Here is a 26,591-nt window from a genome sequence, read left to right as displayed (position 1 = left end):
CGCGCATGCGGGCGCGGGGGCGTGCGCGTTCCGCCTCCTGCTCCCGGGGGCGTTCGTCCGCCGCGGGGCACCGGGGTCGGTCGTGCGTGCCGGTTGTGCGCTCGTGGACCGGCGAGCACCGGGCCGTCCCCGGTCGCGGTGGTCTGCGCCGTCGGGGCGGTTCCGCGTCGCCTGCCGTTTCCGGGGCGCGGGCGGTGGCACCCGGGCGCCTGCGCGGCGGGCCGTCCGGTCGCCGCAGGCGGCAGGAGGGAGACCGGTCATGAACTGCTACGAGTGTCATGCACGGCAGGAGCCGAGGACCGCCGTGGCGGTGTGCAGCCGATGCGGAGCGGGCCTGTGCCTGGACCACGCCCATGTCGCGCCGCAGACCGTCCACGAGGCCGCCGGTACGGGCCGCTCCACGCACACACCGAACGCGCGTCGCCTCACGTGCGGCGTGTGCCACGAGGCCGAGATCTGAGCGGAACGGGGTATCCCAAGGCATCCCCGGCGAGCGGCGCTCCGGCCTCCGCGAACAGCGGCTCCCCGCCGCCGTACGCGCTGGAGGACACTGGAAGTGGAAACCCCGAGCACGGGAAGAGGCGAGAGAGATGACACTTCGCCGTCCCGGACAGCGGGCCGGTACACGGCGCCAGGAGCCGCGCCCCGAGCCGCCGCAGCCCTTCGAGCGCTACTGGTCACGTACGGGCACGGAACCCGTCACGGCCCGTAGCGCCCTGGGTGTCCGCCTGTTTTTCGCGGCGCTCTTCACACCCGTCTTCCTGGCGGCGACCGGGCTGTTCTGGTTCTGGATGACGCAGACGGGCCCCGGCGACGTGCCGGGCGTGGACTCGCTGCGCACCCTCACTGCGATCTGTGGGGGCCTGTCGCTGTTCGCCCTGACCGACCTGATCGTCGTGCTGCGGCGCAGGAGCAGGCGGCGGCCTCCGCCCGCCCGATGAGGGGCCCGGCATGGACGTTTTCCGCACCACCACACGGGTACCGCCGGGTGGCATGACTGAGGACGAAGGCCACGACCCGGGGGCGGAGCCTGAGGACGAGGGAATCCCGGACGTCCAGGACGACGGATCCCCCGAGGCGGAACTGGCCAGCGACCCCCAGCGGGCGCCCGTTCCGGGCGACGAGCCCGTGGCCGTCGAGAGCTACGGCACCACCTTCGCCGAGCAGGTCGCCGGCGAGTCCCTGGACGAGCGGCTGTCCGAGGAGGAGCCCGACATCGGCGACGAGGCCGCCGAGGAGCCCGCCGACGAGCAGGCAGGGCAGCTGAGCGACGACCCGCTGTCGTGGCGGGCGGCGAACCAGGACACCTTCTCCACAACGTCTCCGGCGCAGGGGATGTCGGGGGAGGAGCGGGCCGTGCACGTCGCCGAGGACGACGACCGGGAACTCGGCCTGGACCTCGAGGACATCGAGGAGGCGGCGGAGGGCCCAGACCTGCGGCCCGTCCGTCCTGCCGGTCCGCAGCGGGTCGACCTGGACACCGAGGAGGATCTGTGAGCTGCCGTACGGTCAGGGGCCGAGCGGACCGCGGACGCGTGTCAGGTTCGCCGACCTCACAGATGCGCGGTGTTCTGCGGGACCGCAGTCCTCACAACCGCACGCCGCGCCCCCGCAGATAGCCGAGCGGGTCGATGTCCGTGCCGTATCCGGGGCCGGTGCGGATCTCGAAGTGCAGGTGCGGGCCCGTGGCGTTGCCCGTCGCTCCCGAACGGCCGACGCGCTGCCCGGGATTGACGGTCTGCCCGGCCCGCACGGAGATCGCAGAAAGATGCCCGTACTGGCTGTACCTGCCGTCGCGGTGGCGCAGCACCACCTCGTAGCCGTACGCGTCCGCCCAGCCCGCCGAGACCACCTTGGCGGCGGAGACGGCCTTCACGGCGGTGCCCGTGGGGACGGGGAAGTCCACACCGGTGTGGTGACCGGAGGACCAACTGCCGCCCGCCGCGCGGTACGGGGTGCTCGGGCTGACCCCGCCGACCGGGGCCGAGACGGCGGGCGAGGAGGGCTTGCGGGCCGGGGCCTGGGCCCGGGCCTCGGCCTTGCGCTGCGTCGTGCGGTCCGCGTGACGGTTGGCGCCCGCCTTGGGCTTGACCTTGTCCGCCGACTTCTCCGCTGACTTCTCCGCTGACTTCTGCGTGGATTCCGCCCCGGGCTTCGTGGTGGGCTTCTCCGTGGCCTTGGCGCCGTTCTTCGCCTTCGCGTCGGCCCTCTTGCCGGACTCCGCCCGCGTACCGTTCAAGTGCAGCCGCTGCCCGGGGAGGATGAGGTCCGGGTCGCCTCCCACGGTCTTGCGATTGCGGTCGTAGAGGCCCGGCCAGCCGCCCTTCACATCGTGCTCAGCGGCGATGGACGAGAGGCTGTCTCCGCTGACGACTTCGTACGTCGTCGCCTTCTTCGACCGGTCGGCTCTTGCCCGTTCGGCTCTCTCGGTCCGCTCGGCCCGTTCCCGCTCGGCCTGTTGAGCTTGTTCGGCCTGTTCGGCCTGTGCCGGCTCCGCCGAGCGCTTCTCGTCGCCGGCGCTCCCTCTCTTCGCGCGCGCCGAGAGGGGACGCGCGTCGCCGGCCGAAAGTCCGCCGCGCGGACCGCAGTTCGGCCACGCCCTGGGGCCCTGACCCGCCAGCACCTTCTCGGCGACGGCGATCTGCTCGTCCTTGGTGGCAAGGTCAGCGCGGGACGCGTAGGCGGTGCCGCCGTACGCCTCCCAGGTGCTCTGGGAGAACTGGAGCCCGCCGAAGAAGCCGTTGCCCGTGTTGATCTGCCAGTTGCCGCCGCTCTCGCACGCGGCGACCTTCTGCCATGTGTCGGCCGGAGCGGCATGCACGAGCTGCGCACCGACCAGGGGTAACGCGACGCCGGCTCCCCCGGCGGTGACCTTGAGCGACGTGCGCGAGAGCGTGCCGGTGCGGTTGCGGCGGTGGCGTCCGCGAGCGGCCATGGCGGGACCTCCGGTCAAGTGGGCACCCCGTCAAGGGAGTTACGGAGCGTCAGTGAAGTTACGGAGCGCGCCCACGATACGGTCGGCGCCCAGAAGGTCACAAGGGGTCACAACGCGTCGCACCGAGGCACACTCCGGCACTCATGCCGTACGGGCGGGCGTACGGACGTACGGATGCTGAAGAACCGCGCCCGGGAGCCGTGTTGAGGAACCGCGCCGGCAACTGCCCCCAGGAGCCCAGCCCCAGACGGACGTTCAGGAGCCGCGCCGGTGAACCGAGTTCAGGAGCCGAAGCCGCGGTCTCGCACGAGGCGGTTCACGGCGCGGTCGGCGAAGCCCTCCTCCAGGTAGACCTCGCAGACCAGCGCGCCCGTGCCCGACAGGTCGTGCTCCACCTCGTAGAGGCTGATCTCGGAGCCGTCGGCCAGCAGGAACGCGTGCTCGTACACCGTGCACCAGACCTGCCACTCGTGGGCGAGGATCTGCGGCTTGGGCACCGGAAGGATCTCGTGCCCCCGGGCCGTCTCCAGCAGGGCGGCGATCTCCTCGCCGGGGCGGTCGGCGTTCTCGGCACGGCGCAGCAGCCTGCGTGCGTGATCGGGGGAGCCCGTCTCGCTGTAGGTGCGGCGGCCGAAGGGATGGTCGGCGGTCAGCAGAAGCTCGACGGGGACGTCCCGCCTGCCGGGCCTTCCGCGCGGCCTGCGCACGGCCGCCCGGTGCGCCTGCTGCACGCGCTGCTCGGAGCGGATGAGCGCCTCTTCGCTCTCGTACACCTCGTGAAGGACCCCGGTGGCGACGCCGCTTCCGTCGTCGGCGCTGTCGTAGCTGAGCTCCCACAGCGACACCAACTGCCCGTCGGACAGCAGGAAGACGTGGCGGTGGCTGCTGCACCGCAGGGCCGGCGCGGGTGCCTTGCGCTGCCGCCAGCCGTGCAGCTCGACATGGCAGACCATGGCGTCCTCGAGCCGCGCGATCACGGCGTCGGAGACGTCGAACGGATTCCGGGCCCGCGCCAGCAGTTCACGCACATGCACAGCAGGCGTCGGCACTGCTTCCATGCCCATTGCGGAGCCCCTCCCCGGCATACACCACATGACGATCCCCGCAGCCACACACCGTAGTCCTGAGGGCACGCTCGTGGGGTCGGATTCGATGGAATTCCCGTGCCGGAAGCGGAACTTCCGTGGTGCCGTCCTGTGTAATTCCAGCGCATCCGGGTACCGCGGGCGCCAGAGCTCCCCGGCATGGAGGGAGGCGGCCGTCATGCAGTTCCGCGACCGCCGCGAGGGCGGAAGGGCCCTCGCCGAGAAGCTGACCGCGCAGCAGCAGGAGGGACGGCTCCGCGATCCCGTCGTGCTCGCCCTGCCGCGGGGCGGGGTGCCCGTGGGGGACGAGATCGCCCGCGCTCTGGGCGCACCGCTCGACGTGGTCGTCGCCCGCAAGATCGGCGCACCCTTCCAGCCGGAGCTGGGCGTGGGCGCGGTGGCGGGCGACGCTCCGCCGGTCTACGACCCCATGCTGCTGGGGCACTTGGGGCTCAGCGAGCGCGAGCTGGAGCCGATCGCCGAGCGCGAGCAGAGCGAGCTGCGGCGGCGTGAGGAGGCCTACCGGCACGGCCGCGGCAGGCTCGACCTCACCGGGCGCTCGGCCGTCGTGGTCGACGACGGCGTCGCCACCGGCTCGACCGCGCGGGCCGCGCTGCGCGCCGTACGGCAGGCGGGCCCCGTGCGCACGGTGCTCGCCGCTCCCGTGTGCTCGCGGGAGGCCAAGGAGCAGCTGTCCGGGGACGCCGACGAGATCGTCTGCGCGTACGTCCCGCCGGCCTTCGGCTCGGTCGGCTTCTGGTACGAGGACTTCCCGCAGCTGAGCGACGACGAGGTGCTGGACATCCTGCACGTCACGAAGTGACGCCCGGGCGGTCCTCCCGGGTCGCCGCGCGAGGTCCCCGCCGTCCCCGCGGGCGGGGCTCCGGGGCCCCTCCCACGGGGTCCGTCTCGCGGTACACCCGCGGAACCCCGGTGCAGGCTCTGCGGCTGGTCAGGGCTTCAGGACGACCTTCACGGCTCCGTCGGCCTTCTTCTGGAACATCTCGTACGCCTCGGGCGCCTGCGCGAGCGGCAGATGGTGGGTCGCGAAGTCGTCCACGCCGAGCACGTCCTCGTCCGAGAGCAGCGGCAGGATGTCGGGCACCCAGCGCTTGACGTTGGCCTGTCCCATGCGCAGCTGAATCTGCTTGTCGAAGAGCGTGATCATCGGGAGCGGGTCGGCGGCGCCTCCGTACAGCCCGGAGAGCGAGATCGTGCCGCCGCGGCGGACGATGTCGATCGCGTGCTGGAAGGCGGAGAGGCGGTCCACTCCGGCCTTGGTCACGGCCTTCTCCGCCAGCTTCCCGGGCAGCATGCCGCCCATGCTCTGCACGACCTTCCCGGCGACGTTGCCGTGCGCCTCCATGCCGACGGCGTCGATGACGGCGTCGGTGCCGCGGCCGTGCGTCATGTCCCGTACGGCCTCGCCGATGTCGACGTGCCCGGTGACGTCGAGCACCTCCGCGCCGCGCGCACGGGCGCGGGCCAGCCGCTCCGGCACGAGGTCGATGCCGATCACCTGCCGGGCTCCGCGCAGCAGCGCCATCCGGCACGCCATGTCGCCGATCGGTCCCAGGCCGATGACGGCGAGCGTGCCGTCCTTGGGCACGTCCGCGTACTCCACGGCCTGCCACGCGGTGGGCAGGACGTCCGAGAGGAACAGGAACCGGTCGTCCGCGGGCCCCTCGGGGACCTTGACCGGTCCGTACTGGGCCTGCGGCACCCGCAGATACTCGGCCTGCGCTCCGGGCACCGATCCGTAGAGCTTCGTGTAGCCGAACAGCGGCGCACCCATGCCGTGCTCGCGTATCTGCGTCGTCTCGCACTGCGTCTGAAGGCCCTGATCGCACATGAAGCAGTTCCCGCACGCGATCTGGAACGGGATCACCACGCGGTCGCCGGGCTTCAGGCCCTGCACCCGGCTGCCGACCTCCTCGACGACGCCCATCGGCTCGTGGCCGAGGATGTCGCCCGGAGCCATCAGCGGCGTCAGGACCTCGTACAGGTGCAGGTCGGAGCCGCACACTCCACTCGAAGTGATCTTCACGACCGCGTCGGTCGGTTCCTGCACGGCGGGGTCGGCCACGTCCGTGACCTGCACGTCGCGCTTTCCCTGCCAGACGACTGCCTTCATTCGTCATCACCTCCGTCGGAGGCGGCCACGGGTACCCGGCAGTTCCCGGCAGGACACGTACGTCCCGCAGCCGGACGCGTACGTGCCCCGACCGGGGATATACGTGCCGCGCCCCCCGGAAACGTACGTGTGCCGCCGTGAACCCCGCTGTCACGCGTGACACGTGCGGCGCCGGGAATCACAGCAGGGCGACAGCTCGACGGGGGCGGCACGGGCAGCACCGGCGGCACGATCACCGGCGCCGCGGACGCGCGAGCCGCACGAGCGTCGCGAGCCCGATGCCACATGCCGCACGAGCGGTACGGGCAGCACGGCCCGGACGAGCCGGAGGAGCCGGCGAGCCGCGGACGACCAATGAGGAGCAGCGGTGACCACACTGCCCGTCGGTTACGAGTCGTACTGGATGCTGTCCGCGGGGGCCGCTCCCCATGCACCGCTCCCGCCAGGGAGCGTGACGGACGTGGACGCCGCGGTCGTCGGCGGCGGCGTCGCGGGCCTGTCCGTCGCATGGGAGCTGGCGCGGGCGGGCCGCAGCGTCGTGGTGCTCGAAGCCGACCGCATCGCCGCAGGGGTCACGGGCCACACGACCGGCAAGGTCTCGGCACTGCACGGTCTCGTCTACTCGTATCTGAGGGAGAAGCGAGGCGCCGGGGACGCCCGCCTCTATGCCTCCTCGCAGCAGCAGGCCGTCGAGCATCTCGCCGCCGTGACGGGGGAGTTGGGGATCGACTGCGAGCTGGAGCGGATCCCCGCGTACTCCTTCGTCGAGTCCGGTCACCACGCCGACGAGATACGCGCGGAGGCCGACGCCGCCCGCGAGGCCGGTCTGCCCGCCTCCTTCGTCACCGAGACGGGGCTTCCCTTTCCGGTGCGCGCGGCCGTACGGGTCGAGAACCAGGTCCAGTTCCATCCGCGCAAGTACCTCCTGGGGCTCGCCGAGGACCTGCTGCGGCGCGGCGGCCGCATCCACGAACGCACCCGCGTGACGGGCCTGGACGAGGGCGAGCCGTGCCGCGTGGTCACCGAGAACGGCGCCGAGGTGGTGGCGCGGGACGTCGTCGTGGCCACCCATTACCCGGTCTTCGACCGGGCGTTGATGTTCTCCCGGCTGGAGCCGCGGCGCGAACTCGTCGTCTCGGCGCTGCTGCCCGCCGGGCAGGACCCCGGGGGCGCGTATCTGACTCCGGAGCGCGGCACGCGGTCGGTGCGCACCGCGCCCTATCCGTTCGGGAAGGGGAGGCGGCTGCTGATCGTCACCGGGGAGAAGTTCACCCCCGGAACCGCCGGTCAGGGCTCGGTGAACGCGGGCTACGAGCGCCTGGCGGCATGGACGTACGAGCGCTTCCCGGACGCCCGCCTCGTGCACCGGTGGGCGACGCAGGACAACGACACCACCGACGGCGTGCCCTACATCGGCGCCTTCCATCCGGCCTCGCAGCACACCTGGGTCGCCACCGGATTCGGCGGCTGGGGCATGTCCGGGGGCGTGCTCTCCGGGCAGCTGCTGGCCGCGTACATCACCGGTCAACAGCTGCCGCCCTGGGCGAAGTTGTACGAGCCGCGCCGGCTCAGCCCCCGTGAGGCGCCCGCGATGCTGCGCTTCCAGTCGACGGTCGCGGGCCGCTTCGTGGGGGACCGGCTGCGGTCCTCGTACGCCGACACCGTGGACGAGATCGCTCCGGGCACCGGCGCGATCGTGCGCGTGCGGGGACGGCGCTGCGCGGTGCACCGCACGCCCGAGGGCGAGGTGCGCGCGCTCTCGCCGCGCTGTACGCACCTGGGGTGCCTGGTGCGCTTCAACGACGCGGAAGGCGCATGGGAGTGCCCGTGCCACGGGTCGCGCTTCGACACGGAGGGCCAGGTCATCCAGGGGCCGGCGACGAGACCCCTGGAGCGGCGCGACGACGTGAGCTGACGTGAGCACGGTGTGAGCCGGGGAGCGTGCCCCATGGGTGGGCTCACCGTTGGGGCACGGGGGAGGGCCCCGCGGCGGAGAGCGCCCGGCGCGTGGGAACGGGCCGGGCCCCTGCGGGCCCGGTCGGCGTTCATCTGACCGGGTGAGCCGGACGGGTGGCCCGACGTATCGCCGTTGGTCCGGATCCAGCGGTGCCTAGCATGCGGAATCCCACATTCCGCGGAGGTGTTCAGGCTCATGTCCCCTCACTCCCACCCCTCCCGCTCCCACCCGTCCCGCTCCGGCCTGGCCCGCATCGCCCGATCCTCTCGCTCGCGCCGCTCGCTCGCGCTCTCGTGCGCCGTCGTGGCGGCGCTCACCTGCGGCGCCGGGTCGACGGCACCGACGGTCGCCGCCAACGCGCCCACGCCGCCCGGCGGTTCGGACCGCGTACGCGACGCGTTCGACAAGGTCCCCGCATCGGGCAGACCCGCGCGCGGGCCCGGCGTCAACATCCTCATCGCCGGCCTCGACCGGCGGGAGGGCCTCTCCAAGGAGACGAAGAACCGGCTGCACGTCAACGGGGAGCAGTGCGACTGCACCGACGTGCTGATGCTGGTTCACATCTCAGCCGACCGGAAACGCGTCAGCGTGGTGGGCATCCCCCGCGACTCCTACGTGCGCTTCGCCTCCCACCGCGACCACGGCAAGGGCTTCGGCAAGATCACCGCGCGCACCACCCGCCACCTCGGCAAGATCAACAGCACGTACGCGCACGGCGGCCCCGCACTCACCATCCGTACCGTCGAACAGGCGACGGGAGTCCGCGTCGACCACTACGCCGAGACGGACTTCCCCGGGTTCGAGAAGACCGTCGACCGGCTCAAGGGCGCCAAGGTGTGCACCTCCAAGGCCCTGGAGGACAAGAACAGCGGCCTGCGGCTGGCGAAGGGCACGCACGTACTGAACGGAAACCAGGCGGTGCGGTACGTGCGCGCACGCCACGTCGACCCGCCCGGCGACCTCGGGCGCATGCGCCGGCAGCAGCACGTTCTCGGAGAGCTGCTGCGGACGCTGACCAGCGACCGCCTCGCCGCGCACCCCCTCGAAGTCATGCGCACCGCCGCCGCGTTGCGCGGTTCGGTGCGCTGGGACAAGGGCCTGACCACCGCCCGGCTCATCCGCCTCGCCCGCGAACTGCACGGACTGAAGCCGAACCGCACCGAGTTCGCCACCGTGCCGATCCTCGACTTCGACCAGCGCGTACCGGTGTGGGGCTCGACACTCGGCTGGGACGGGCCGCGCGCCCGCGCCCTCTTCGCCGATCTGCGCGCCGACCGGACCATCACCGGCAATCCCGTGACCGGCCCGGCGCCGGGCGCGACGGCCGTCCCGTACCGGCCCCAGGACGTGACCGTACGGGTCGAGGGCAGCGGCGAGACGGCGGCGCGCATCGCACAGGACCTGCGTGACAACGGGTTCCACGTCCTGGACGCACAGCGCGGCGGCGCGGCCGGCCCGCGCGGCGGACGTACGGAGATCACCTACGACTCCCACTGGGAGCGCAAGGCGAGCACCCTCTCGTCGGCGATGCCGGGTGCGGTGATGCGGCCCAAGACCGTGGCGGGCAGCAAGCATTCGCACGTCTTCACGGTGCGGCCCGGCACGGAAGGCACCGACGTGGCCGACGTCGTCCACGACCGCAGCAGCGTCGAGGGCGCCCCGGTGCACGGTGACGATCTGGACTGCGACGGGCGGACGCCGCACAACAAGGGCTGAGCGGCCGGAAGTTCACGCGCGGGCCCGCCGAGCAGGCCGGACCCGCGCGTGCGCCTGGCAGCCGGGAAACCGGGCCCCGAAGGCGCAGCCCTGGAGGCGGGTCGGGGAAGCCGGGCCCCGGCTCCCGCCCTGGAGCCCGGCCCTAGAACCAGTCCGGATCGGTGTCCAGCGTGGTCGTGTCCAGCGAGTCCAGCAGGTCGAACTGCGGCCCTGTACGGGGCAGTTCGTAACGGAAGAAGTAACGGGCCGCCTGCCGCTTGCCCTCGTGGAAGCCGTCGTCGTGACCCGTCGTGGCCATGAACTGGCCGAGCCATATCCACGCCACGACCGTGTGCCCCACCGCCTCCAGGTACACCGAGGCGTTGGCGAGCGCGACCGACGGGTCGCCCGTGCTCCACAGCCGGGCCGTGCAACTCGCGACCCGCTCCCACGACTCCCGCAGCGCCGCGCCGAGTTCGGCGGCCTCGCCGCCGGTCGCCAGCGCGCGCTCGACGGTCTTGCCGATCGTCTCGCCGAGCGCGACGAGACCCGCGCCGCCCTCCATGACGGCCTTGCGGCCGAGCAGGTCGAGGGCCTGGATGCCGTGCGTCCCCTCGTGGATCGGGTTGAGCCGGTTGTCGCGGTAGTGCTGCTCGACGTCGTACTCGCGGGTGTAGCCGTAGCCGCCGTGCACCTGGATCGCGAGGTTGTTGGCCTCCAGGCACCACTGCGAGGGCCAGCTCTTCGCGATCGGCGTGAGCACGTCCAGCAGCAGCCGCGCGTGTGCCCGCTCCTCCTCCAGCTCGGCGGTCTGCTGCTCGTCGACGAGCCGCGAGCAGTACAGCAGCAGGGCCAGCGCGCCCTCGACGTACGACTTCTGCGCGAGCAACATCCGCCGCACATCGGCGTGTTCGACGATCGGGACCTGCGGCGCCCCGGCGTCCTTCGCCGCCACGGGACGGCCCTGCGGGCGCTCGCGCGCGTAGGCGAGAGACTTCAGATAGCCGGTGTAGCCGAGTGCCATCGCGCCCGCACCCACGCCGATGCGCGCGCCGTTCATCATGTGGAACATGTACGACAGCCCGCGGTGCGGTATGCCCACGATCTGCGCGACCGCGCCGGGCTGACCGCCCGGAGTGTGGGCGCCCTCACCGAAGTTGAGCAGCGTGTTGGTCGTACCGCGGTAGCCCATCTTGTGGTTGAGCCCCGCCGTCACGACGTCGTTTCGCTCGCCGATGCTCCCGTCGGAGCCGACGAGGTACTTGGGCACGACGAACAGGGAGAGCCCCTTGACGCCGGGCGGCGCCCCGGGAATGCGGGCGAGCACGAGGTGGACGATGTTCTCCGACAGCTCGTGGTCGCCCGCCGAGATCCACATCTTGCTGCCGAACAGCCGGTAGCTGCCGTCCTGTTGGGGTTCGGCGCGCGTGGCGACGTCCGCCAGCGAGGACCCGGCCTGCGGCTCGGAGAGGCACATGGTGCCGAAGAACCGGCCCGCGAGCATGGGCCGTACATAGGTGTCGATCTGCTCGCGCGAGCCGTGCTCGCACAGGAGCCTCGCGTTGCCGAGAGTGAGGAAGACGTACGAGGACGTGCCGACGTTGGCGGACTGGAACCAGCTGAAGCAGGCGGTCGCCACCAGCTGCGGCAGCTGCATGCCGCCGAGCTCCTCGTCCATGGGCGCCGCGAGCAGATCGGCCTTGGTGAAGGCGTCGAGCGCCTCCTTCACCTCCGGCACGGTGTGGACGCGCTCGCCGTCGAAGTGCGGCTCCTGCTGGTCGTTCTTCTTGTTGTGCGGCGCGAAGTGCCGCGTGGCGATCTGCTCGCTGAGGTCGAGGACGGCGTCGAAGGTCTCGCGGGAGTGCTCGGCGAACCGCGGGCGGCGGGTCAGCTCCTCGGCGTCGAGCCACTGGTGGAGCAGGAAGTCCAGGTCCCGGCGGGAGAGGAGGAGCGACGAGGAGGCCATGTGGCGTGATCCGATCACGGTCGGCGGCAAGCGGGAGAAACCTAAGCGCTTGCTTATCCTGCGTCGCTCCGCAGCTCCCTGTCAACGGCCGCCGGCGTCCGTCAGCGACCGGCCGGCTTCCGCGAGGCGGACCCGGTCATGCCGGGGCTTTCCCCGGGCTCCTTGCGCGTCTCCCGCGCCTCGACGGCCCCGTACAGGAACAGCTGCGCCAACTCCTGTGCTGTCAGCTGCGGTTGGTCGTCGCCGCCGCGGGGCTGCATGAACAGCAGCCCGAGGAAGACGGCGGCGGTCTGCTCGGCGGGGTGCCGCAGGGACTCCTTGTCGGGCTCCAGGAGCTCGGCCACGGCGGTGCGGATCTTCGCGAGCGAGTCCTCACGGTCCCCGGGCCTGGGCTCGGCGGTCTTCCCGCCCCTCTCGCGCCGCCGGTGGCCGGAGGCGTGCAGGGATCCCGCCACCGCGCCCATGCGCGCCAGATATGCCCGCAGCGCGTCGGCGGCCTCGGCCAGGCGGTCCGCCAGGGGCTGGTCGAGCGAGATGGAGTTGAGCTCGCGGACGGTGTGGTCGGGGCGCATGGCCTCCGCCATGCAGGCGTCCAGCAGCTCTTCCTTGTCGGCGAAGACCCGGAAGACGGTGGCCTCCCCGATGCCGGCGGCGCGCGCGATCTTGCCGGTGGTCACTGCGGCGCCGTACTCGGCGATCAGCGGGATCGCCGTGGAAATGATCATGTCCCGGCGCTGGGCCGGCGTCATGCCCGGCGCACGGCGCCGGCTGCTTCGTGTCTCGCTGTCACGTGTCTCGGTCATGCGTCGAGTCTACGGAGTGAGTACTCACTCCGTCAATGCCTGAGTGAGTGCTCACTCCGCACGCGCTCGTCTCAGGGCTTGCGAGCCACCCCCGCATAGCTCGGAACGTCCGCACCGGAGAGGTGAGTTGGCGTCTCCGGGTCCGGGCGCCAGCGGTGGGGGAGCACGAGGCCGGGCTCGGCCATCTCCAGCGCCTCGAAGAAGCGGGCCACCTCCCGCCGCGTACGGGGCCGCAGCCGCGCTCCGCTCTCCGCGCAGTGCTCCAGGACGGCCGCGGCGCGGGCCGCGTACGCGTCGTCGAGGAAGTCGGCGGTCGTATGTGTGAGGACGAGATGGCTGTCGGCGGGCAGCGCGCCGAGCAGCGTGCGGACGATGTCGTACGGATGCTGCTCGTCCCCCACGAAGTGGAAGACGTCGTTGAGGGTGAGCGCCACGGGGCGTCCGAGGTCGATCGTGTCGCTCAGGCCGGGGGCGTCGAGGATGCTCTCCGGGTCGGTCACGTCCGCGTGGACGTAGGCGGTGCGCCCGTCGACGGCGCAGTCGCCGCTCCCGTCCCCGCCCCCGGTTCCGTTCCAGTCCGCGGCACCGTCACCACCTGCGTCACCGCCCCCGTCAGGGCACAGCATCGCGTGCGCGTGCCGTACGACGACCGGGTCGCTGTCGCTGTAGACGACCTTCGCCTCCGGCGAGACCGTCCGTACGACCTGGTGCAGGCCGGGCTCGGTGGGAAGCCCGGACCCTATGTCCAGGAACTGTCGTACGCCGCGCTCCGCCGCGAGCCACCTGGCCGCCCTGGCCATGAAGTCCCGGTTGGCGCGGGCCGCGGTACGCACGGCGGGCACCTCGGTCGCCACCGCCTCCGCGGCTCTCACGTCAGCTTCGGAGTGGTGGCAGCCTCCGAGGTAGTAGTCGTGGATCCGGGCCGGGTGGGCTCTGTGGGGCTCCTCCGCGGGGGCCGGAGGGGCGCTGCCGCCGCTGCCGCGCCCGCCGCCCTGGCCGCCGCCGCGAGCCACCGCCGCCGGGCGTACCGGCCCCGTCCGAGCCGGGCCCGGCCGTGCCGCCCGTCCCGGCGTTCCCGTCGTTCCAGTCAACGGTGTCTCCGTTTCCGTACTGGGCGGTCGTGGTCATCCGTGGGTGAGCAGGAAATCGGCCTCCCCGCGCTTGGCGCCGCGTATGAAGGTGTCGATCTCGGCGGGGTCGTAGATCAGGGCCGGACCGTCCGGGTCGTTGGACTGCCGCAGCGCTATACGGCCGTCGGCGAGCCTCATGGCCTCCAGGCAGTTGCCCCCGTTCGGGCCGCTCCACGGCTTGTGCCAGCCCTCGGCGCCCAACTCGCGGGAGGGCATGCCGTTGTAGATGTGCTGTGTGCTCTCGCGGCCCATACAGTCAGAACTCCTTGCGGATCTCACCGAGGAGAGCCTCGGTGCGTTGTGCCGGTGCGGCCTGCGCACCCATGCGGTCCAGTGCCTCCAGGAAGACGCCGGTGTCGCGGCGTTCGTCGTGGTAGACGGCGCCGCTGAGGCTCTCGGTGTAGACGATGTCGGGCAGTTCGGGGATATCGAACCGGAAGAGCTGGAAGGGCCCGAACATGGCCGGGTGCGCGCCCGCGAGGAACGGGATGATCTGCACCGTCACGTTCGGCATGGCCGCGCACTCGACGAGCCGGTCCAACTGGGCGCGCATCACGTCGGGCCCGCCGACGTGCCGGCGCACGACCTGCTCCTCCAGCAGCACCCACAGCCGGGGCGCGTCCGGGCGGCGCAGCAGCTCCTGCCGCTCCATCCGCAGGGCCACGCGCCGGGCGAGCTCTTCGTCGGGTGCGTTGGGGAATCCGGTGCGCAGCAGCGCACGCGCGTACTCCTCGGTCTGGAGCAGCCCGTGCACGCAGTGCGGTTCGTAGGCGCGGATGAGGCTCGCCTCGCCTTCGAGGCTGACGTAGAGGCTGAACCAGGACGGCAGCACGTCGCGGAAACCCTGCCACCAGCCGGGCTGGTTGGCCTCGTCCACCAGCTGAAGGAAGGCGGTGATCTCGTCCTCGGGGATTCCGTACGTTTTGAGAAGTTTCTCCACGTACGGTGGTTTCAGGCCGACTTCGGCCTTCTCCATGCGCCGGACCGTGGTGGTGTTGACGCTCAGAGCCGCGGCCGCTTCGGAGAAGGAGCAGCCGGCCGCCTCCCGCAAGTCCCGCAGGCGCAGGCCGAGGACCATCTGACCCACGGTCGGTGCGGTACGGCCGTCAGCCAAGACGCCTCCCTTCCACCGGACTTGCTGCGAAAGAAGTCTGCCATGCGATCAGTGCACCGGCCACACTGCGCCTGCGATTCTGCAATTCGCAGAACGAGTCTTGCCAACTGTGACGAGCGCGGAGCATAGTGATGTACGTGATACAGCTCATGAGCCGGATCGTGCTGCCTCCACGCCCCGTCTCCTTCTCCCTCGGGTAGTCGGAAGGCATAACCAACCGTGGCCCTGTCCCGCCCCGTCATACCGCTCACCCCGTCCGGACCGGCCGGGGCTCTCGTGCGCCGTGAGGGCTTCGAGCTGCCCGCGCACGCGACGGCGGTCGCGGACGCGCGCGAGAAGGTATGGGGCCAGGTGCGCAGCTGGGGCCTTCCGGAGGAGCTGGGGCGGACGGCGCAGCTGGTTGTCTCCGAGTTCTTCACCAACGCCGTGGTGCACACCGACAGCTGCCGCGTCAGATGCAGACTCCTGGTCATGGGGGAGCGGCTGCGCATAGAGGTCTGCGACGAGGGCGCCGAATGCGACGACGTCGCGCCGCGCGAGGCCGCGACGGAGGATGTGAACGGGCGGGGGCTTCAGCTGGTGAACGCCGTGGCCGAGACGTGGGGCGTGCGCTCGGAGGACCCGGACACCGGACGCGTCGTATGGGCGGAGCTGACGCTTCCCGAGGTGTGACCGCGGCCGTGGCCGCAGGTCCCTCGTCTTCGCGACCGCAGGCCCCGTGCGCCACGGTCGCCACTGCGGCCACAGCAGCCGCATTCCTTGCGAATTCCCCTTCCCTACTGGGCAGTTGAGGTGCTCTGCGCCACGTCACCGTGCCATGCTTCGCCGTAACGGATCGTGTACGCAACGGGACGCGTCACGGCGAGACGGTGAGGCACGCATGCGCGAAGACGAAGCCGCGGCGGTCACGGGGGTGGACGTCACCACCCCGAGCGTGGCGCGGATGTACGACTACTACCTCGGCGGCAAGGACAACTACGAGGTCGACCGCCAGGCCGTCGAGGAACTCGACAAGGTCGTGCCGAGCACCAGGCCGCTGGCCGTCAACAACCGGCGCTTCCTCCAGCGCGTCGTCCGCGTCCTCGCCGAGGAGTACGGGGTGCGGCAGTTCCTCGACCACGGGTCAGGCCTGCCGACGCAGGACAACGTGCACCAGGTCGCCCAGCGCGTCGACCCGGAGTCGCGGGTCGTATACGTCGACAACGACCCCATCGTGCTGGCACACGGCAGGGCACTGCTGGAGGAGAACAGCAACACGGCGGTCATCCAGGCGGATCTGCGCGGGACCGAGGAGATCTTCGGGCACCCCGAGGTGCGCCGGCTGATAGACCCCTCACAGCCCGTCGGCGCCCTCTTCGTCTCCGTGATGCACTGCATTCCGGACTCCTCCGACCCCGCCGCCCTGGTGCGCGGAGTCGTCGAACGCCTGCCGTCCGGAAGCTTCCTGGTGATCAATCAGCTGGTGAGCGAGGACAAGGCCACGCGCGACTTCGTCACCGACTTCATGGCGAAGAGCACCGGCGACCGCTGGGGCAGGGTGCGTCAGGCGCACGAGGTCGAGCGGTACTTCGACGGCCTGGAGATCCTGGAGCCGGGGCTGGGGGAGATCAACGACTGGCGGCCGGACTCGGAGCTCGGCCCGCGGCAACTCACCGACGAGTGGTACGAGTTCGGCGGAGTCGCCCGTAAACCCTGACGGGTCGGCGAGGGCCGGCGGCCGGCGTCAGCCGAGCTGGCCCTCGAAGCGGCTGAGCAGCCGCTCCAGGAAGTCGACGGTCATGGACGGCGGTTCGGCCGTGGCGCAGAGGCGGTCCATCACCACCATGTAGTTCTCGACCTCTTCGCGCTTCTCCAAGTACAGCGAGGAGGTGAGCTGTTCGAGGTAGACGATGTCCGGCAGGTCGGGCTCCTGGAAGCGGAGTATCGTCACCGGACCGCCGGCCGCCGCGAGGCCGCCGATCGCGAACGGGGCGATCTGCACAGTGATGTTCGGCTGCTCGGTCGCCCACAGCAGCCGTTTGATCTGCTCGCGCATCACGTCGGCGCTGCCGAGCGGCCGCTGCAAGGCCGCCTCGTCGACGACCGCCCACAGCTTGGGGCTGTGCGGCCGGGTGAGGATGGCCTGTCTGTCCTGTCTCAGCCCCACGCGGCGCTCGATCTCCTCGGTCGAGGCGCGGGGATGGCCCAGCCGCATGACCGCGCGGGCATAGTCCTCGGTCTGCAACAGGCCGGGGACGAACTGCACTTCGTACATGCGGATCACGGAGGCCGCTTCCTCCAGGCCGATCAGCCTGTCGAACCACGGCGACATCACATCGCTGTACTTCTGCCACCAGCCTGGGGTGTTGGCGTGCCGCGCCAGCACCAGATACTCCTCGCGCTCACGCCCTTCCGTCACGCCGTAGAGGGAGAGCAGGTCGGCCACGTCCCGTTCCTTGCAGCCCACCCGGCCCAGTTCGAGACGGCTGATCTTGGCATGCGATCCGCGGATGGCCTCGCCGGCTGCCTCACGGGTGATGCCGCGCTCCTCGCGGAGCCGCCGCAGCGCCGTCCCGAGCACGATGCGCAGAATCGTCGGCCCACCGCGCGGGTGGTCGAGGATCCGCCTGACCGACGAATCGCCTTCCTGCTGTGCTGCCATCAGGTCTTCCTGCTCCCGTGAGTGACGCGTCGAACGCTCAGTGTCCCACTTGGCGAACCGCCCGTACAGTCATGCTGATTGCACATACCCCGGCCATGTGCCGGTGCCGACTCGGCGCCGTACACGGCCGGGGGCCTGCGCCCCCGTATCTGTGCTCAGCCGGTGTGCCGGCTCAGCCGTCCGCCGTCAGCAGATCGTCGAAGTCGCCGTCCTTGGCGCCCTGTACGAATGCAGCCATCTCCGCGGGGGTGTAGATCAGCGCCGGGCCGGAAGGATGGCGGGAGTTGCGTACGGCGACATGGCCGCCGGGGAGTCCGGCCACTTCGACGCAGTTGCCGTTCGGGTTGCTGCGCGCGCTCTTGCGCCACGTGACGTTCGTGAGGCGAGTCGCCTCGATGCCGTTGTCGATCTGCATGAATGCCTCTCCGTGACTTCCATCTGACGGGCGTACGGGGGGTGTTGGCTCAGTACTGTCTCACAGCGGAGCGTTCTTGCATCTGTAATTGCAGATGTACTTGCAGGGGTAAGTACGCCCGTGGAGAATGGCCGACGCAGTGGTACTTGAGCGCTGAACATGCCCCGGCAGCACGGCAGTTCGGCTCATCTGTCCCTCACTCATGGAGCTCTGGTGACCTCAGACGGATTCGAACGTCCCGCCACAGCCGGGCCGGTGGACGCTCAGTCCGCCATCGCCGAACTCGAGCACTGCGACTGGGACGACCCGCTGACGCGGCTGCTCCTTCTGCTGGAGATCGCCGACCGTCCCGCGTGGCTGCGGGAGGTCGCCTCCCGCAGCGGACAGCGCGGCGGTTCGGGAGGGCCCGCCGGCGCCTGAACCGCCCGCCGCCCGGGCCCACGCACGCCGCTCACCTGGCCCGACGCCTCGTCATCTCAGGCCGTTCCGCCTCCTCCGGGCCTTCGCCCGAATCCCGCACACTGGGACATACGGACGAGCCGAAGCGAGGAGAGCATCCAGATGAATGACCGCTCCGCAGCCCATGGCGCCGAAGGCCGCGTGGTCGTCGGCGTCGACGGATCAGAACCTTCGCTGCGCGCCCTCGACATGGCCGCCGAGGAGGCGGGCCGCCGTGGAGCCACCCTCGAGATGGTGTACTCGGCCGGATGGCCCCGCCGTTCGCGTGTGCCCGTGACAGAGGCCGACACCGAGCGCTTCCGGGTCGCCGGGGCCGCCATCCTGGACGACGCGGGGCAGCGCGCCCACGAACACGTGCCCGGGCTGCGCATCATGGCGCAGGTGCACACCGAGTCCCTCGCCGCCGACGTACTCGTCAAGGCCACCCGCACGGCCGCGCTCACCGTCGTCGGCACCCGCGGATACGGCGGATTCGCCGGGCTGCTCGTCGGCTCCGTCAGCCTCCGCACCGCCACCCACTGCGAAGGTCCGCTGCTGGTCGTCGGCGACAGCCGGATCGGCGGCGGGCCCCAGCGCGGCACCGTCCTGGCAGGGGTGCACACCGAAGCGGACGAACCCGCGTTGCGCTTCGCCTTCGAGGAGGCCGCCCGCCGCGGCTCGTCGCTGCGCGTGCTGCACGCCTGGAGCCAGCCCCGCATGCCCGGCAGGCTCCAACTGCCGCGCAACGAGGCCCAGCGGGCCGGGGCCGCCGCGTCGGAGCAGCTGCGCGAGATGGTCGACCCCGTCAGCAAGAAGCACCCCGGCGTGGAGGTCAGCGCGGAGGAGCAGGGCGGCAGCCCGGCCGCCACCCTCATCGAGGCCAGCCGCGCCGCCGACGTCATCGTGATCGCGGTGCACCGGCGGCAGCCGCGCCGCCTCGGGTTGCAGCTCGGCCCCGTCGCGCACGCGGTGCTGCACCACGCGCACTGCCCGGTCGTGCTGGTGCCCACGGAGGTGAGCTGAGCCGGGCGAGGCCCACACCGCCACGGAGCCACACGAGTCCCGGCCCGCCCGTGCGGAGGACGCACCGGGCGGGCGGACACTCGGGTGAGCCAGGCGTCCCGCGCGCCCCGGACGTACTCCACCGGCCTCGTACGCCGTTTACCGGCGCCGGTCCGCGCGCACCCGCAGCACTCCAGCACCCTTCACGTGGAGGCCACATGACAGCCGACGAGTACGACGTCATCGTGATCGGAGCGGGCCCGGTCGGGGAGAACGTCGCCGAGCGCGCACACGCCTCGGGGCTCAGCTCCGTCGTCGTCGAGAACGAACTCGTCGGCGGGGACTGCTCCTACTGGGCCTGCATGCCCAGCAAGGCGCTGCTGCGCCCCGTTACCGCGGTCGCCGACGCCCGCCGCGTGGCCGGCGCCGCGCAGGCCGTCGGCGGCGCCCTGGACGTGGACGCCGTGCTGGCCCGCCGCGACTCCTTCGTCTCGGACTGGCAGGACGACGGCCAGGTCGGCTGGCTGGACTCCGTGGCGGTGGACCTCGTACGCGGGCACGGCCGTCTCGACGGGCCCCGGCGCGTCGCCGTCGAGACCCCCGACGGCTCGACCCGGACCCTCACGGCCCGTCACGCCGTGGCCGTCTGCACGGGCAGCCGCACCGCCCTCCCGGATCTGCCGGGCATCGCCGAGGCACGGCCCTGGACCAGCCGGGACGCGACGTCCTCCAAGGAGGTCCCCGGGCGGCTCGCGGTCGTCGGCGGGGGAGTCGTCGCGGCGGAGATGGCCACCGCGTGGCGGAGCCTGGGCGCCGAGGTGACCATGCTGGTGCGGGGAGCGGGGCTGCTTGCCCGCATGGAGCCGTTCGCGGGTGAACTCGTCGCCGAGGCGCTCACGGAGGCCGGGGCTACGGTGCGTACGGGCGTCTCCGTCGAGAGACTGGAGCGGCCATCCCCGGACCGGCCCGTCACGCTCTCGCTCAGCGACGGCGGACGGCTGGAGGCCGACGAGGTGCTCTGCGCCACCGGCCGCGAGCCGCGCACCGACGACATCGGCCTGGAGACGGTGGGCTGCGAGCCGGGGAGCTGGCTGACCGTCGACGACAGCTGCCGCGTCACGGGCGTGCACGGCGGCTGGCTGTACGCCGTGGGAGACGCCAACGGCCGCGCGCTGCTCACGCACCAGGGCAAGTACCAGGCGCGGATCGCGGGCGGCGCCATCGGTGCGCGGGCCGCGGGCGTCCCGCTGCTGGAGACGGACCGCTGGGGCGCGCACGCGGCCACCGCCGACCACGACGCCGTCCCCCAGGTCGTCTTCACCGACCCCGAGGCCGCCTGCGTCGGACTGACCGCGGCCGAGGCGGAGCAGCGAGGCCTGCGGGTGCGGGCCGTCGACCAGGACATGGGCGCGATCGCGGGGGCGGCCCTCTACGCGGACGGCTACCGGGGCCGCGCCCGCATGGTCGTCGACCTGGACCGCGAGGTGATCGTGGGGGTCACCTTCGTCGGGCCGGGCGTCAGCGAGCTGCTGCACTCCGCGAGCGTGGCCGTCGCCGGCGAGGTGCCGCTGGAGCGCATGTGGCACGCCGTCCCCTCGTATCCCACGATCAGCGAGGTGTGGCTGCGGCTGCTGGAGACCTACCGGGGGTGACCGGCTCCGGACCGGTGCGTGCCTGGGCGAGCGCTGCGGGAAGCCGTCAGACCACGTCCGTCAGCCGCCGGTCCGCGGCCCGTACGGAGCGGCCCCGGACGCCCGTCTTCGCCCACGGATCGTCCTCGCCCAGCCGGTCGGCGATGTTGCGCAGGGTCCACCGGTCGGGCCGCAGCTTCGGATCGTCCAGCTCCGACCAGCCGACGGGCGTGGCCACGGGTGCGCCGGGCCGTGCCCGCACCGCGTACGGCGCGACGGCCGTCTGCGCGTAGGCGTTGCGCTGGATGTCGAGGTAGACGCGGTCGCCGCGGTCCGCCTTGCGGGGCTCGTCGGTGAGCCGGCCGGGGTGGCGTGCCACCAGCACTTGGGAGACCCGGCGGGCGAATGCCCGCACGGTGCCGAAGTCCGACCCGCGGTCCAGGGCGGCGATGACGTGGAGCCCGCGCGAGCCCGTCGTCATCAGCTGCGTCGGCAGCTCCACCTGCTCCAGCAGCCCGCCCACGCACGAGGCCGCCCAGCGCACGTCCTCGAAGTCGGCGTCGCCGCTGGGGTCCAGGTCGAACACCAGCAGGTCCGGGTCGTGGGGACGGTCCGCCTTCGCGAGCCAGCGGTGCGGTGTGACGCACGCCTGCCCGGCGAGATACACCAGCGTGTCGGCGTTGTCGCACACGGCGTGCAGCACCGTGCCGCCCTCCTTTGCCAGTTCGGCCGTGTGCACCCAGTCCGGGAAGTAGCCGGGGACGTTCTTCTGCATCAGCGGTTTGCCGCCGATGCCGTCCGGGTGGCGCTCCATCATCAGCGGCCTGCCCCGCAGCCGCGGTACGGCGCGGGACGCCACGCGACGGTAGTGCGCGGCGAGTTCGCTCTTGGTGATCCCGTCGTCCGGGAAGAGCACCTTGTCCGGTCTGCTGATCTCGATGTCCTTCACGACGCGACGAGTTGACCGCTCCCAGCAGCGCAAACCGCCGCCGGGCACCCGCCGTCGCCGTCCGCGGAACGGCGCCCGGATTTCACCCCGGCCGACACTGCCGTCTTGCGCGCAGCGCGTCCCCGAAGCAGTCTCGGACTCCTCAGGACTAAGCTCGCGCACCGCTCCGTATCCGACAGGAGGCGCCGGATCCCATGGATGCCGTGCTGAACGAGGACGAAGCAGCCGCGTACGTCGGCGGGATCTGTTTCAAGACGGGCCCGCCGCGCCGGGTGGGAGTGGAACTGGAGTGGCTTGTCCGCGACCGTTCCGCGCCGTCCCGCGCCGTACCTCCCGACCGTCTGGAGAAGGCGCTCGCCCCGCTGTGGACCCGCGGCCTGCCCGGCGGCAGCAGGCTCACCCGGGAACCCGGCGGGCAGCTCGAAGTCTCCTCACCGCCCGGCGAGACGCTCGCCGAGTGCATCGCCACCACCGCCGCCGACCTGACCGTACTGCGCAACCGTGTACGCCGCTCCGGTGCGCTGCTCTACGGGCGGGGACTCGACCCGTACCTCAGTCCGCCGCGGGTGCTGGAGGACCCCCGCTACCGCGCCATGGAGGCGCACTTCGACCGCTCCGGCCCCTGGGGCCGGATGATGATGAGGGCCACCGCCGCCGTCCAGGTCAGCGTGGACGCCGGTGACGACTCCGACGGGCCCACCGGTTACCGGCACCGCTGGCGGCTCGCCCACCGGCTCGGCCCCGTACTCGTGGCCGCCTTCGCCAACTCCCCGCTGTGGCGCTCCCGTCCGACCGGCTGGGTCTCCACCCGGCAGAGCGTGTGGGCACGCGCCGATCCGGGACGCACCAGGCCGCCGCGTTCGCACAGCGACCCCCGCGAGGGCTGGGCCCACTACGCGCTCGACGCCGAACTGCTGTGCCTGCGCCGCGATCCGCCCGCCGAGTGGACGGCGCCGCCGCGGCTCTCCTTCCGTGCCTGGCTGCAAGGCGCGCACCCGGAACGCCCGCCCACCCGCGACGACCTCGACTACCACCTCGGGACGCTCTTCCCCCCGGTGCGACCGCGTGGCTGGCTCGAACTGCGGATGATCGACGCGCAGTGCGGCGACGGCTGGATCGCCGCCACCGCCGTCGCGGCGACCCTGCTGGACGACCGGCGGGCCGCGGAGTCGGCGTGGGCCGCGACGGAGCCGCTGGAAGGCGACTCGACGGTGTGGCAGCGGGCCGCGCGCGACGGCCCCGCCGACCCGCTGCTGGGCCCGGCGGTGCGGCAGTGCGTCGCGGCCGCCGAGGCGGCGCTGTCACGTCAGGCACACGGCAGCGTGGCGCACGGCTCCGTCCTCGACTTCGCCGAGCGCTACTCCGAACGCGGGCGCTGCCCCGCCCACGACCAACTGGACGCGATGCGCGGCTGATACCTGCGGCTGATCAGCCGCGCGCGCTCGCGCCCCGGTCGTGCACAGCCGTCCCGCACAAGGAGAGGAGACCACCGAACATGTCCGAACACGCAGCCGCGCCTGCCTCAACTCACGGAGTACGCGGCGGCCGTGAGCTCGCGCTCGCCGCGCTGGAGCGCGCGCGACGGCGTACCGAGGCGCTCACCGACTGCCTCGACGAGAGCGAACTGACCGCACAGCACTCCAAGTTGATGTCACCGCTCGCCTGGGACCTGGCGCACGTGGGCAACCAGGAGGACATCTGGCTCCTGCGGGCCGCCGGCGGCACGAAGGGCGTGCGTCCCGATCTCGACGCCGTCTACGACGCGTTCCAGACCCCCCGCGCCGACCGGCCCGCCCTGCCGATGCTCTCGCCCGACGAGGCCCGCGCCTACATCGCCGACGTACGCGCCCGCGCCCTGGAGGTGCTCGCCGGGCCGCCGCCCGACGGCGTCGATCCCGCGCTCTTCGAGGGCGACTTCGTCTTCGGCATGGTCGCCCAGCACGAGCAGCAGCACGACGAGACCATGCTCGCCACGCACCAGTTGCGGCGCGGCCCCGCCGTCCTCGACGCCCCCGACCCGCCCGCGCCCACCTCCAGGGCCATGGACGAGAGGCACGGCGAAGTGCACGTGCCCGCGGGGCCGTTCACGATGGGCACGTCCACCGAGCCCTGGGCGCTGGACAACGAACGGCCCGCGCACACCGTCGACGTCGCGGCGTTCGACCTGGACGCCGTGCCTGTCACGAACGGCGCCTACCAGCGCTTCATCGAGGACGGCGGCTACCGCGACCCGCGCTGGTGGCATCCCGAGGGCTGGGCGTACGTGCAGAAGGCGGAGCTGAGCGCGCCCCTGTTCTGGCGCTGGGACGGCGGGATGTGGCTGCGGCGCCGCTTCGGATACACCGAACGGGTCCCGCCCGGCGAGCCGGTGATGCACGTGTGCTGGTACGAGGCCGACGCCTACGCCCGCTGGGCCGGACGCCGCCTGCCGACGGAGGCCGAGTGGGAGAAGGCCGCACGCCACGACCCGGAGACCGGCGAGTCCCACCGCTACCCGTGGGGCGACGACGAACCCGACGAGGGCCGCGCCAACCTGGGCCAGCGCCATCTGCGTCCCGCCCCCGCCGGTGCCTATGCGGCCGGTGCGGCCCCGTGCGGCGCGCGGCAGTTGATCGGCGACGTGTGGGAGTGGACGTCGTCGGACTTCACCGGCTACCCCGGATTCACCGCCTTCCCCTACCGCGAGTACTCCGAGGTCTTCTTCGGAAGCGACCACAAGGTGCTGCGCGGCGGGTCGTTCGGCACGGACGAGGTCGCCTGCCGGGGCACGTTCCGCAACTGGGACCTGCCCGTGCGCCGCCAGATCTTCGCCGGCTTCCGCACCGCGCGCAGCAGCGGGGGAGCGCTCTGATGTGCCGCCATCTCGCCTACCTGGGCCCTCCGTCGGCGCTGGCGGACCTCCTCGTCCGTCCGCCGGGCGGCCTGTACGAGCAGTCGTGGGCGCCTCGGATGCAGCGGCACGGGACCGTCAACGCCGATGGTTTCGGGGTGGGTTGGTATCCGGCCGGCCCGGGCGAGGCGTCCACCGGCGGCGCTCCCGCCGACGGTGAGCCTCCTGCCCGCTACCGCCGCGCGGTTCCGGTCTGGGCGGATGGGAACCTGCCCGACCTGGCGCGCGCCGTGCACAGCACCGCCGTGCTCGCCGCCGTGCGCGACGCGACCGAGGGCACGGCGCAGGACGAGACGGCCGCCGCGCCCTACGCCGACGGCCCCCTCCTCTTCAGCCACAACGGCGCGGTGCGCGACTGGGAACGCCTCGTGGACGACCTCGGCGTGCCCATGCGGCGCGGCGAACTGCTCGGCCTGGAGGCCCGCTGCGACTCCGCGCTGCTGTGGGCCCTGCTCACGCGCAGGATCCACGACGGCGAACCGCCCGAGGACGCCCTCGCATGGCTCACCGGCCGCGTCGCGGAGATACGCCCCGGCGCCCGGCTCAACTTCCTTCTCACGGACGGCCGCACGATCTGGGCCACCCGCCGCGGCGACACGCTCTGGTACCGCACCAGGCCGGGCAGCGTGCGCGTCGCGTCCGAGCCGGACGCCGCCCCCGTAGCCGGCGCCGAGGCCGGCTGGCAGGAGGTCCCCGACGAATCGCTGCTGGTGGCCACGGTCTCGTCCGTACGCACCGTCCCGCTGGTTCACGCAGCCCAGCCGGCCCCGGAACAGTCCGGAGGCGTGCAGGGCGTCCACGCAAGGAGATCCTGATGACGGGCCGTTTCGAACTCACCCGCCGTCTGCCCGACGGATACTTCACCGACGCGCTCCACACCGACGTGCTCAAGGGCCTGACCGGCCGCCCCAAGTCGCTGCCGCCGAAGTGGTTCTACGACGCCCGCGGAAGCGAACTCTTCGAGGAGATCACGCGGTTGCCCGAGTACTACCCGACGCGGGCCGAGCACGAGATCCTCGGCGACCGGTGCGACGAGGTCGCGGAGGCCACCGGCGCGCGCACGCTCGTCGAGCTGGGCTCCGGATCGTCCCGGAAGACGCGGCTGCTGCTCGACAGCCTGCTGCGGCACGGCACCCTGGAGTCGTACGCGGCCCTCGACGTGAGCGCCGACGCGCTGCGCGAGGCGGGCGAGCAGCTGTGCCTCGAGTACCCGGACCTGAAGGTGACGGGGTGCGTCACCGATCTGGAGACCGACCTCGGGATGCCGGAGAACGCTCCGGGCCCGCGCCTGGTCGCCTTCCTCGGGGGCACCCTCGGCAACCTCGACGGCGACGCGCGGCCGGCCTTCTACGCGGCGCTGCGTCGCGAACTGAAGCCGGGGGACGCCCTGTTGCTCGGCGCGGACCTGGTGAAGGACCCGGGGGTCCTCGTTCCGGCGTACGACGACGCGCAGGGCGTCACCGCGGAGTTCAACAAGAACGTGCTGCGCGTGCTCGACCGCGAGCTGGGCGCGGACTTCGACCCCGGCGCCTTCGAGCACGTCTCGGTGTGGAACGCGGAGGAGGAGCGCATCGAGATGCGCCTTCGCTCGCTCCGCGCGCAGACGGTGGAGCTGCCCGCCCTGGAGATGACGGCGGAGTTCGAGGCGGGCGAGGAGATCCTCACGGAGATCGCGGTGAAGTTCCGCCGCGGCCCGCTCACGGCCGAACTCGCCCGCGGCGGCTTCGGATTGAGCCGCTGGTGGACGGACGAGCAGGGGCGCTTCGCCCTGCTGCTCGCCGAGCCCGAGCCGGAGCCGTAGACGGC

Annotated in this window: 26 protein-coding genes; 15 read left to right on the top strand and 11 right to left on the bottom strand. The window is 72.1% G+C overall.

The annotated features are described in order from the left end of the window. Positions 1-259: 259 nt before the first annotated feature. The 3 genes from QQM67_RS14185 (at position 260) to QQM67_RS14175 (ending at position 1,497) form a co-directional block, all read left to right on the top strand. Positions 260-460, top strand: a complete 201-nt coding sequence (locus QQM67_RS14185; protein ID WP_314174172.1) for a DUF2180 family protein — start codon at positions 260-262, stop codon at positions 458-460. A gap of 130 nt (positions 461-590) precedes the next feature. Continuing rightward, positions 591-941, top strand: a complete 351-nt coding sequence (locus tag QQM67_RS14180) for a DUF6343 family protein (protein ID WP_314174171.1) — start codon at positions 591-593, stop codon at positions 939-941. 52 nt (positions 942-993) lie between these two features. Next, a complete protein-coding gene (locus QQM67_RS14175) occupies positions 994-1,497 on the top strand; it encodes a hypothetical protein (protein WP_314174170.1) in 504 nt (167 codons plus the stop codon). 91 nt (positions 1,498-1,588) lie between these two features. Here QQM67_RS14175 and QQM67_RS14170 read toward each other — a convergent pair whose 3' ends face one another. Then, positions 1,589-2,935, bottom strand: coding sequence for a transglycosylase family protein (locus QQM67_RS14170; RefSeq protein WP_314174169.1), 1,347 nt, complete (start codon positions 2,933-2,935; stop codon positions 1,589-1,591). Positions 2,936-3,216: 281 nt separating this feature from the next. Further along, complete coding sequence (locus QQM67_RS14165) at positions 3,217-3,999, bottom strand: DUF6227 family protein (protein WP_314174168.1); 783 nt, start codon at positions 3,997-3,999, stop codon at positions 3,217-3,219. 199 nt (positions 4,000-4,198) lie between these two features. Between QQM67_RS14165 and QQM67_RS14160 the strand changes: the two genes are divergently transcribed. Beyond that, a complete protein-coding gene (locus tag QQM67_RS14160; RefSeq protein WP_314174167.1) occupies positions 4,199-4,843 on the top strand; it encodes a phosphoribosyltransferase in 645 nt (214 codons plus the stop codon). A 129-nt stretch (positions 4,844-4,972) separates the two neighbouring features. Here the strand turns inward: QQM67_RS14160 and QQM67_RS14155 are convergent, their stop codons facing one another. Further along, positions 4,973-6,154 carry an alcohol dehydrogenase catalytic domain-containing protein gene (locus QQM67_RS14155; RefSeq protein ID WP_314174166.1) on the bottom strand — a complete coding sequence of 394 codons (1,182 nt, stop codon included), beginning with the start codon at positions 6,152-6,154 and terminating at the stop codon, positions 4,973-4,975. Between the two features lie 367 nt (positions 6,155-6,521). Between QQM67_RS14155 and QQM67_RS14150 the strand changes: the two genes are divergently transcribed. Together QQM67_RS14150 and QQM67_RS14145 are read left to right on the top strand one after the other, a co-directional pair. Next, complete coding sequence (locus tag QQM67_RS14150) at positions 6,522-8,069, top strand: FAD-dependent oxidoreductase (RefSeq protein ID WP_314174165.1); 1,548 nt, start codon at positions 6,522-6,524, stop codon at positions 8,067-8,069. A gap of 237 nt (positions 8,070-8,306) precedes the next feature. Continuing rightward, positions 8,307-9,827 carry an LCP family protein gene (locus QQM67_RS14145; protein WP_314174164.1) on the top strand — a complete coding sequence of 507 codons (1,521 nt, stop codon included), beginning with the start codon at positions 8,307-8,309 and terminating at the stop codon, positions 9,825-9,827. Positions 9,828-9,969: 142 nt separating this feature from the next. Here the strand turns inward: QQM67_RS14145 and QQM67_RS14140 are convergent, their stop codons facing one another. From QQM67_RS14140 to QQM67_RS14120, 5 genes are all read right to left on the bottom strand, one after another. After that, positions 9,970-11,772: an acyl-CoA dehydrogenase gene (locus QQM67_RS14140; RefSeq protein WP_314174479.1), complete on the bottom strand. Its 1,803-nt coding sequence runs from the start codon at positions 11,770-11,772 to the stop codon at positions 9,970-9,972. Positions 11,773-11,873: 101 nt separating this feature from the next. Then, a complete protein-coding gene (locus tag QQM67_RS14135; RefSeq protein ID WP_314174163.1) occupies positions 11,874-12,575 on the bottom strand; it encodes a TetR/AcrR family transcriptional regulator in 702 nt (233 codons plus the stop codon). 71 nt (positions 12,576-12,646) lie between these two features. Then, the gene (locus QQM67_RS14130) at positions 12,647-13,588 is read right to left on the bottom strand and encodes an SAM-dependent methyltransferase (RefSeq protein ID WP_314174161.1); all 942 of its coding nucleotides are present in this window, start codon (positions 13,586-13,588) and stop codon (positions 12,647-12,649) included. A 111-nt stretch (positions 13,589-13,699) separates the two neighbouring features. Further along, positions 13,700-13,957, bottom strand: coding sequence for a DUF397 domain-containing protein (locus QQM67_RS14125; RefSeq protein ID WP_314174160.1), 258 nt, complete (start codon positions 13,955-13,957; stop codon positions 13,700-13,702). A 4-nt stretch (positions 13,958-13,961) separates the two neighbouring features. Beyond that, the gene (locus QQM67_RS14120) at positions 13,962-14,819 is read right to left on the bottom strand and encodes a helix-turn-helix domain-containing protein (protein WP_314174159.1); all 858 of its coding nucleotides are present in this window, start codon (positions 14,817-14,819) and stop codon (positions 13,962-13,964) included. A gap of 219 nt (positions 14,820-15,038) precedes the next feature. Between QQM67_RS14120 and QQM67_RS14115 the strand changes: the two genes are divergently transcribed. Both QQM67_RS14115 and QQM67_RS14110 read left to right on the top strand, forming a co-directional pair. Continuing rightward, complete coding sequence (locus QQM67_RS14115; protein WP_314174158.1) at positions 15,039-15,491, top strand: ATP-binding protein; 453 nt, start codon at positions 15,039-15,041, stop codon at positions 15,489-15,491. 208 nt (positions 15,492-15,699) lie between these two features. Then, the gene (locus tag QQM67_RS14110) at positions 15,700-16,515 is read left to right on the top strand and encodes an SAM-dependent methyltransferase (RefSeq protein WP_314174157.1); all 816 of its coding nucleotides are present in this window, start codon (positions 15,700-15,702) and stop codon (positions 16,513-16,515) included. 27 nt (positions 16,516-16,542) lie between these two features. On the opposite strand, the gene QQM67_RS14105 is transcribed toward QQM67_RS14110, so the two are convergent. Further along, entirely contained in the window at positions 16,543-17,460 is a 918-nt protein-coding gene (locus QQM67_RS14105) for a helix-turn-helix domain-containing protein (protein ID WP_314174155.1), read from the bottom strand. Positions 17,461-17,632: 172 nt separating this feature from the next. Further along, positions 17,633-17,875, bottom strand: a complete 243-nt coding sequence (locus tag QQM67_RS14100) for a DUF397 domain-containing protein (protein ID WP_314174154.1) — start codon at positions 17,873-17,875, stop codon at positions 17,633-17,635. Between the two features lie 213 nt (positions 17,876-18,088). Here QQM67_RS14100 and QQM67_RS14095 point away from each other — a divergent pair, with 213 nt between their 5' ends. From QQM67_RS14095 to QQM67_RS14085, 3 genes are all read left to right on the top strand, one after another. Then, a complete protein-coding gene (locus QQM67_RS14095; protein ID WP_314174152.1) occupies positions 18,089-18,295 on the top strand; it encodes a hypothetical protein in 207 nt (68 codons plus the stop codon). A gap of 141 nt (positions 18,296-18,436) precedes the next feature. Then, positions 18,437-19,336: a universal stress protein gene (locus QQM67_RS14090; protein ID WP_314174150.1), complete on the top strand. Its 900-nt coding sequence runs from the start codon at positions 18,437-18,439 to the stop codon at positions 19,334-19,336. A 197-nt stretch (positions 19,337-19,533) separates the two neighbouring features. Then, on the top strand, positions 19,534-20,967 hold the full coding sequence (locus QQM67_RS14085) for a dihydrolipoyl dehydrogenase family protein (RefSeq protein ID WP_314174149.1): 1,434 nt from the start codon (positions 19,534-19,536) through the stop codon (positions 20,965-20,967). A gap of 46 nt (positions 20,968-21,013) precedes the next feature. Here the strand turns inward: QQM67_RS14085 and ligD are convergent, their stop codons facing one another. Next, positions 21,014-21,895 (bottom strand): non-homologous end-joining DNA ligase, encoded by an 882-nt coding sequence (gene ligD / locus QQM67_RS14080; protein WP_314174148.1) that lies wholly within the window; start codon positions 21,893-21,895, stop codon positions 21,014-21,016. 194 nt (positions 21,896-22,089) lie between these two features. Here ligD and egtA point away from each other — a divergent pair, with 194 nt between their 5' ends. The 4 genes from egtA (at position 22,090) to egtD (ending at position 26,586) form a co-directional block, all read left to right on the top strand. Further along, positions 22,090-23,310: an ergothioneine biosynthesis glutamate--cysteine ligase EgtA gene (egtA, locus tag QQM67_RS14075; RefSeq protein ID WP_314174147.1), complete on the top strand. Its 1,221-nt coding sequence runs from the start codon at positions 22,090-22,092 to the stop codon at positions 23,308-23,310. 80 nt (positions 23,311-23,390) lie between these two features. Further along, complete coding sequence (egtB, locus tag QQM67_RS14070) at positions 23,391-24,746, top strand: ergothioneine biosynthesis protein EgtB (protein ID WP_314174145.1); 1,356 nt, start codon at positions 23,391-23,393, stop codon at positions 24,744-24,746. Further along, the gene (egtC, locus tag QQM67_RS14065) at positions 24,746-25,600 is read left to right on the top strand and encodes an ergothioneine biosynthesis protein EgtC (RefSeq protein ID WP_314174144.1); all 855 of its coding nucleotides are present in this window, start codon (positions 24,746-24,748) and stop codon (positions 25,598-25,600) included. Before egtB ends, egtC begins: the two co-directional genes overlap by 1 nt. After that, positions 25,600-26,586 (top strand): L-histidine N(alpha)-methyltransferase, encoded by a 987-nt coding sequence (gene egtD, locus QQM67_RS14060; protein WP_314174143.1) that lies wholly within the window; start codon positions 25,600-25,602, stop codon positions 26,584-26,586. The genes egtC and egtD overlap by 1 nt, the downstream gene beginning before the upstream one ends. Positions 26,587-26,591 lie beyond the last annotated feature (5 nt).

This window comes from Streptomyces winkii, assembly GCF_032248595.1.
Lineage (GTDB): Bacteria > Actinomycetota > Actinomycetes > Streptomycetales > Streptomycetaceae > Streptomyces > Streptomyces winkii.
This window is presented reverse-complemented; position numbering and strand designations above follow the sequence as displayed.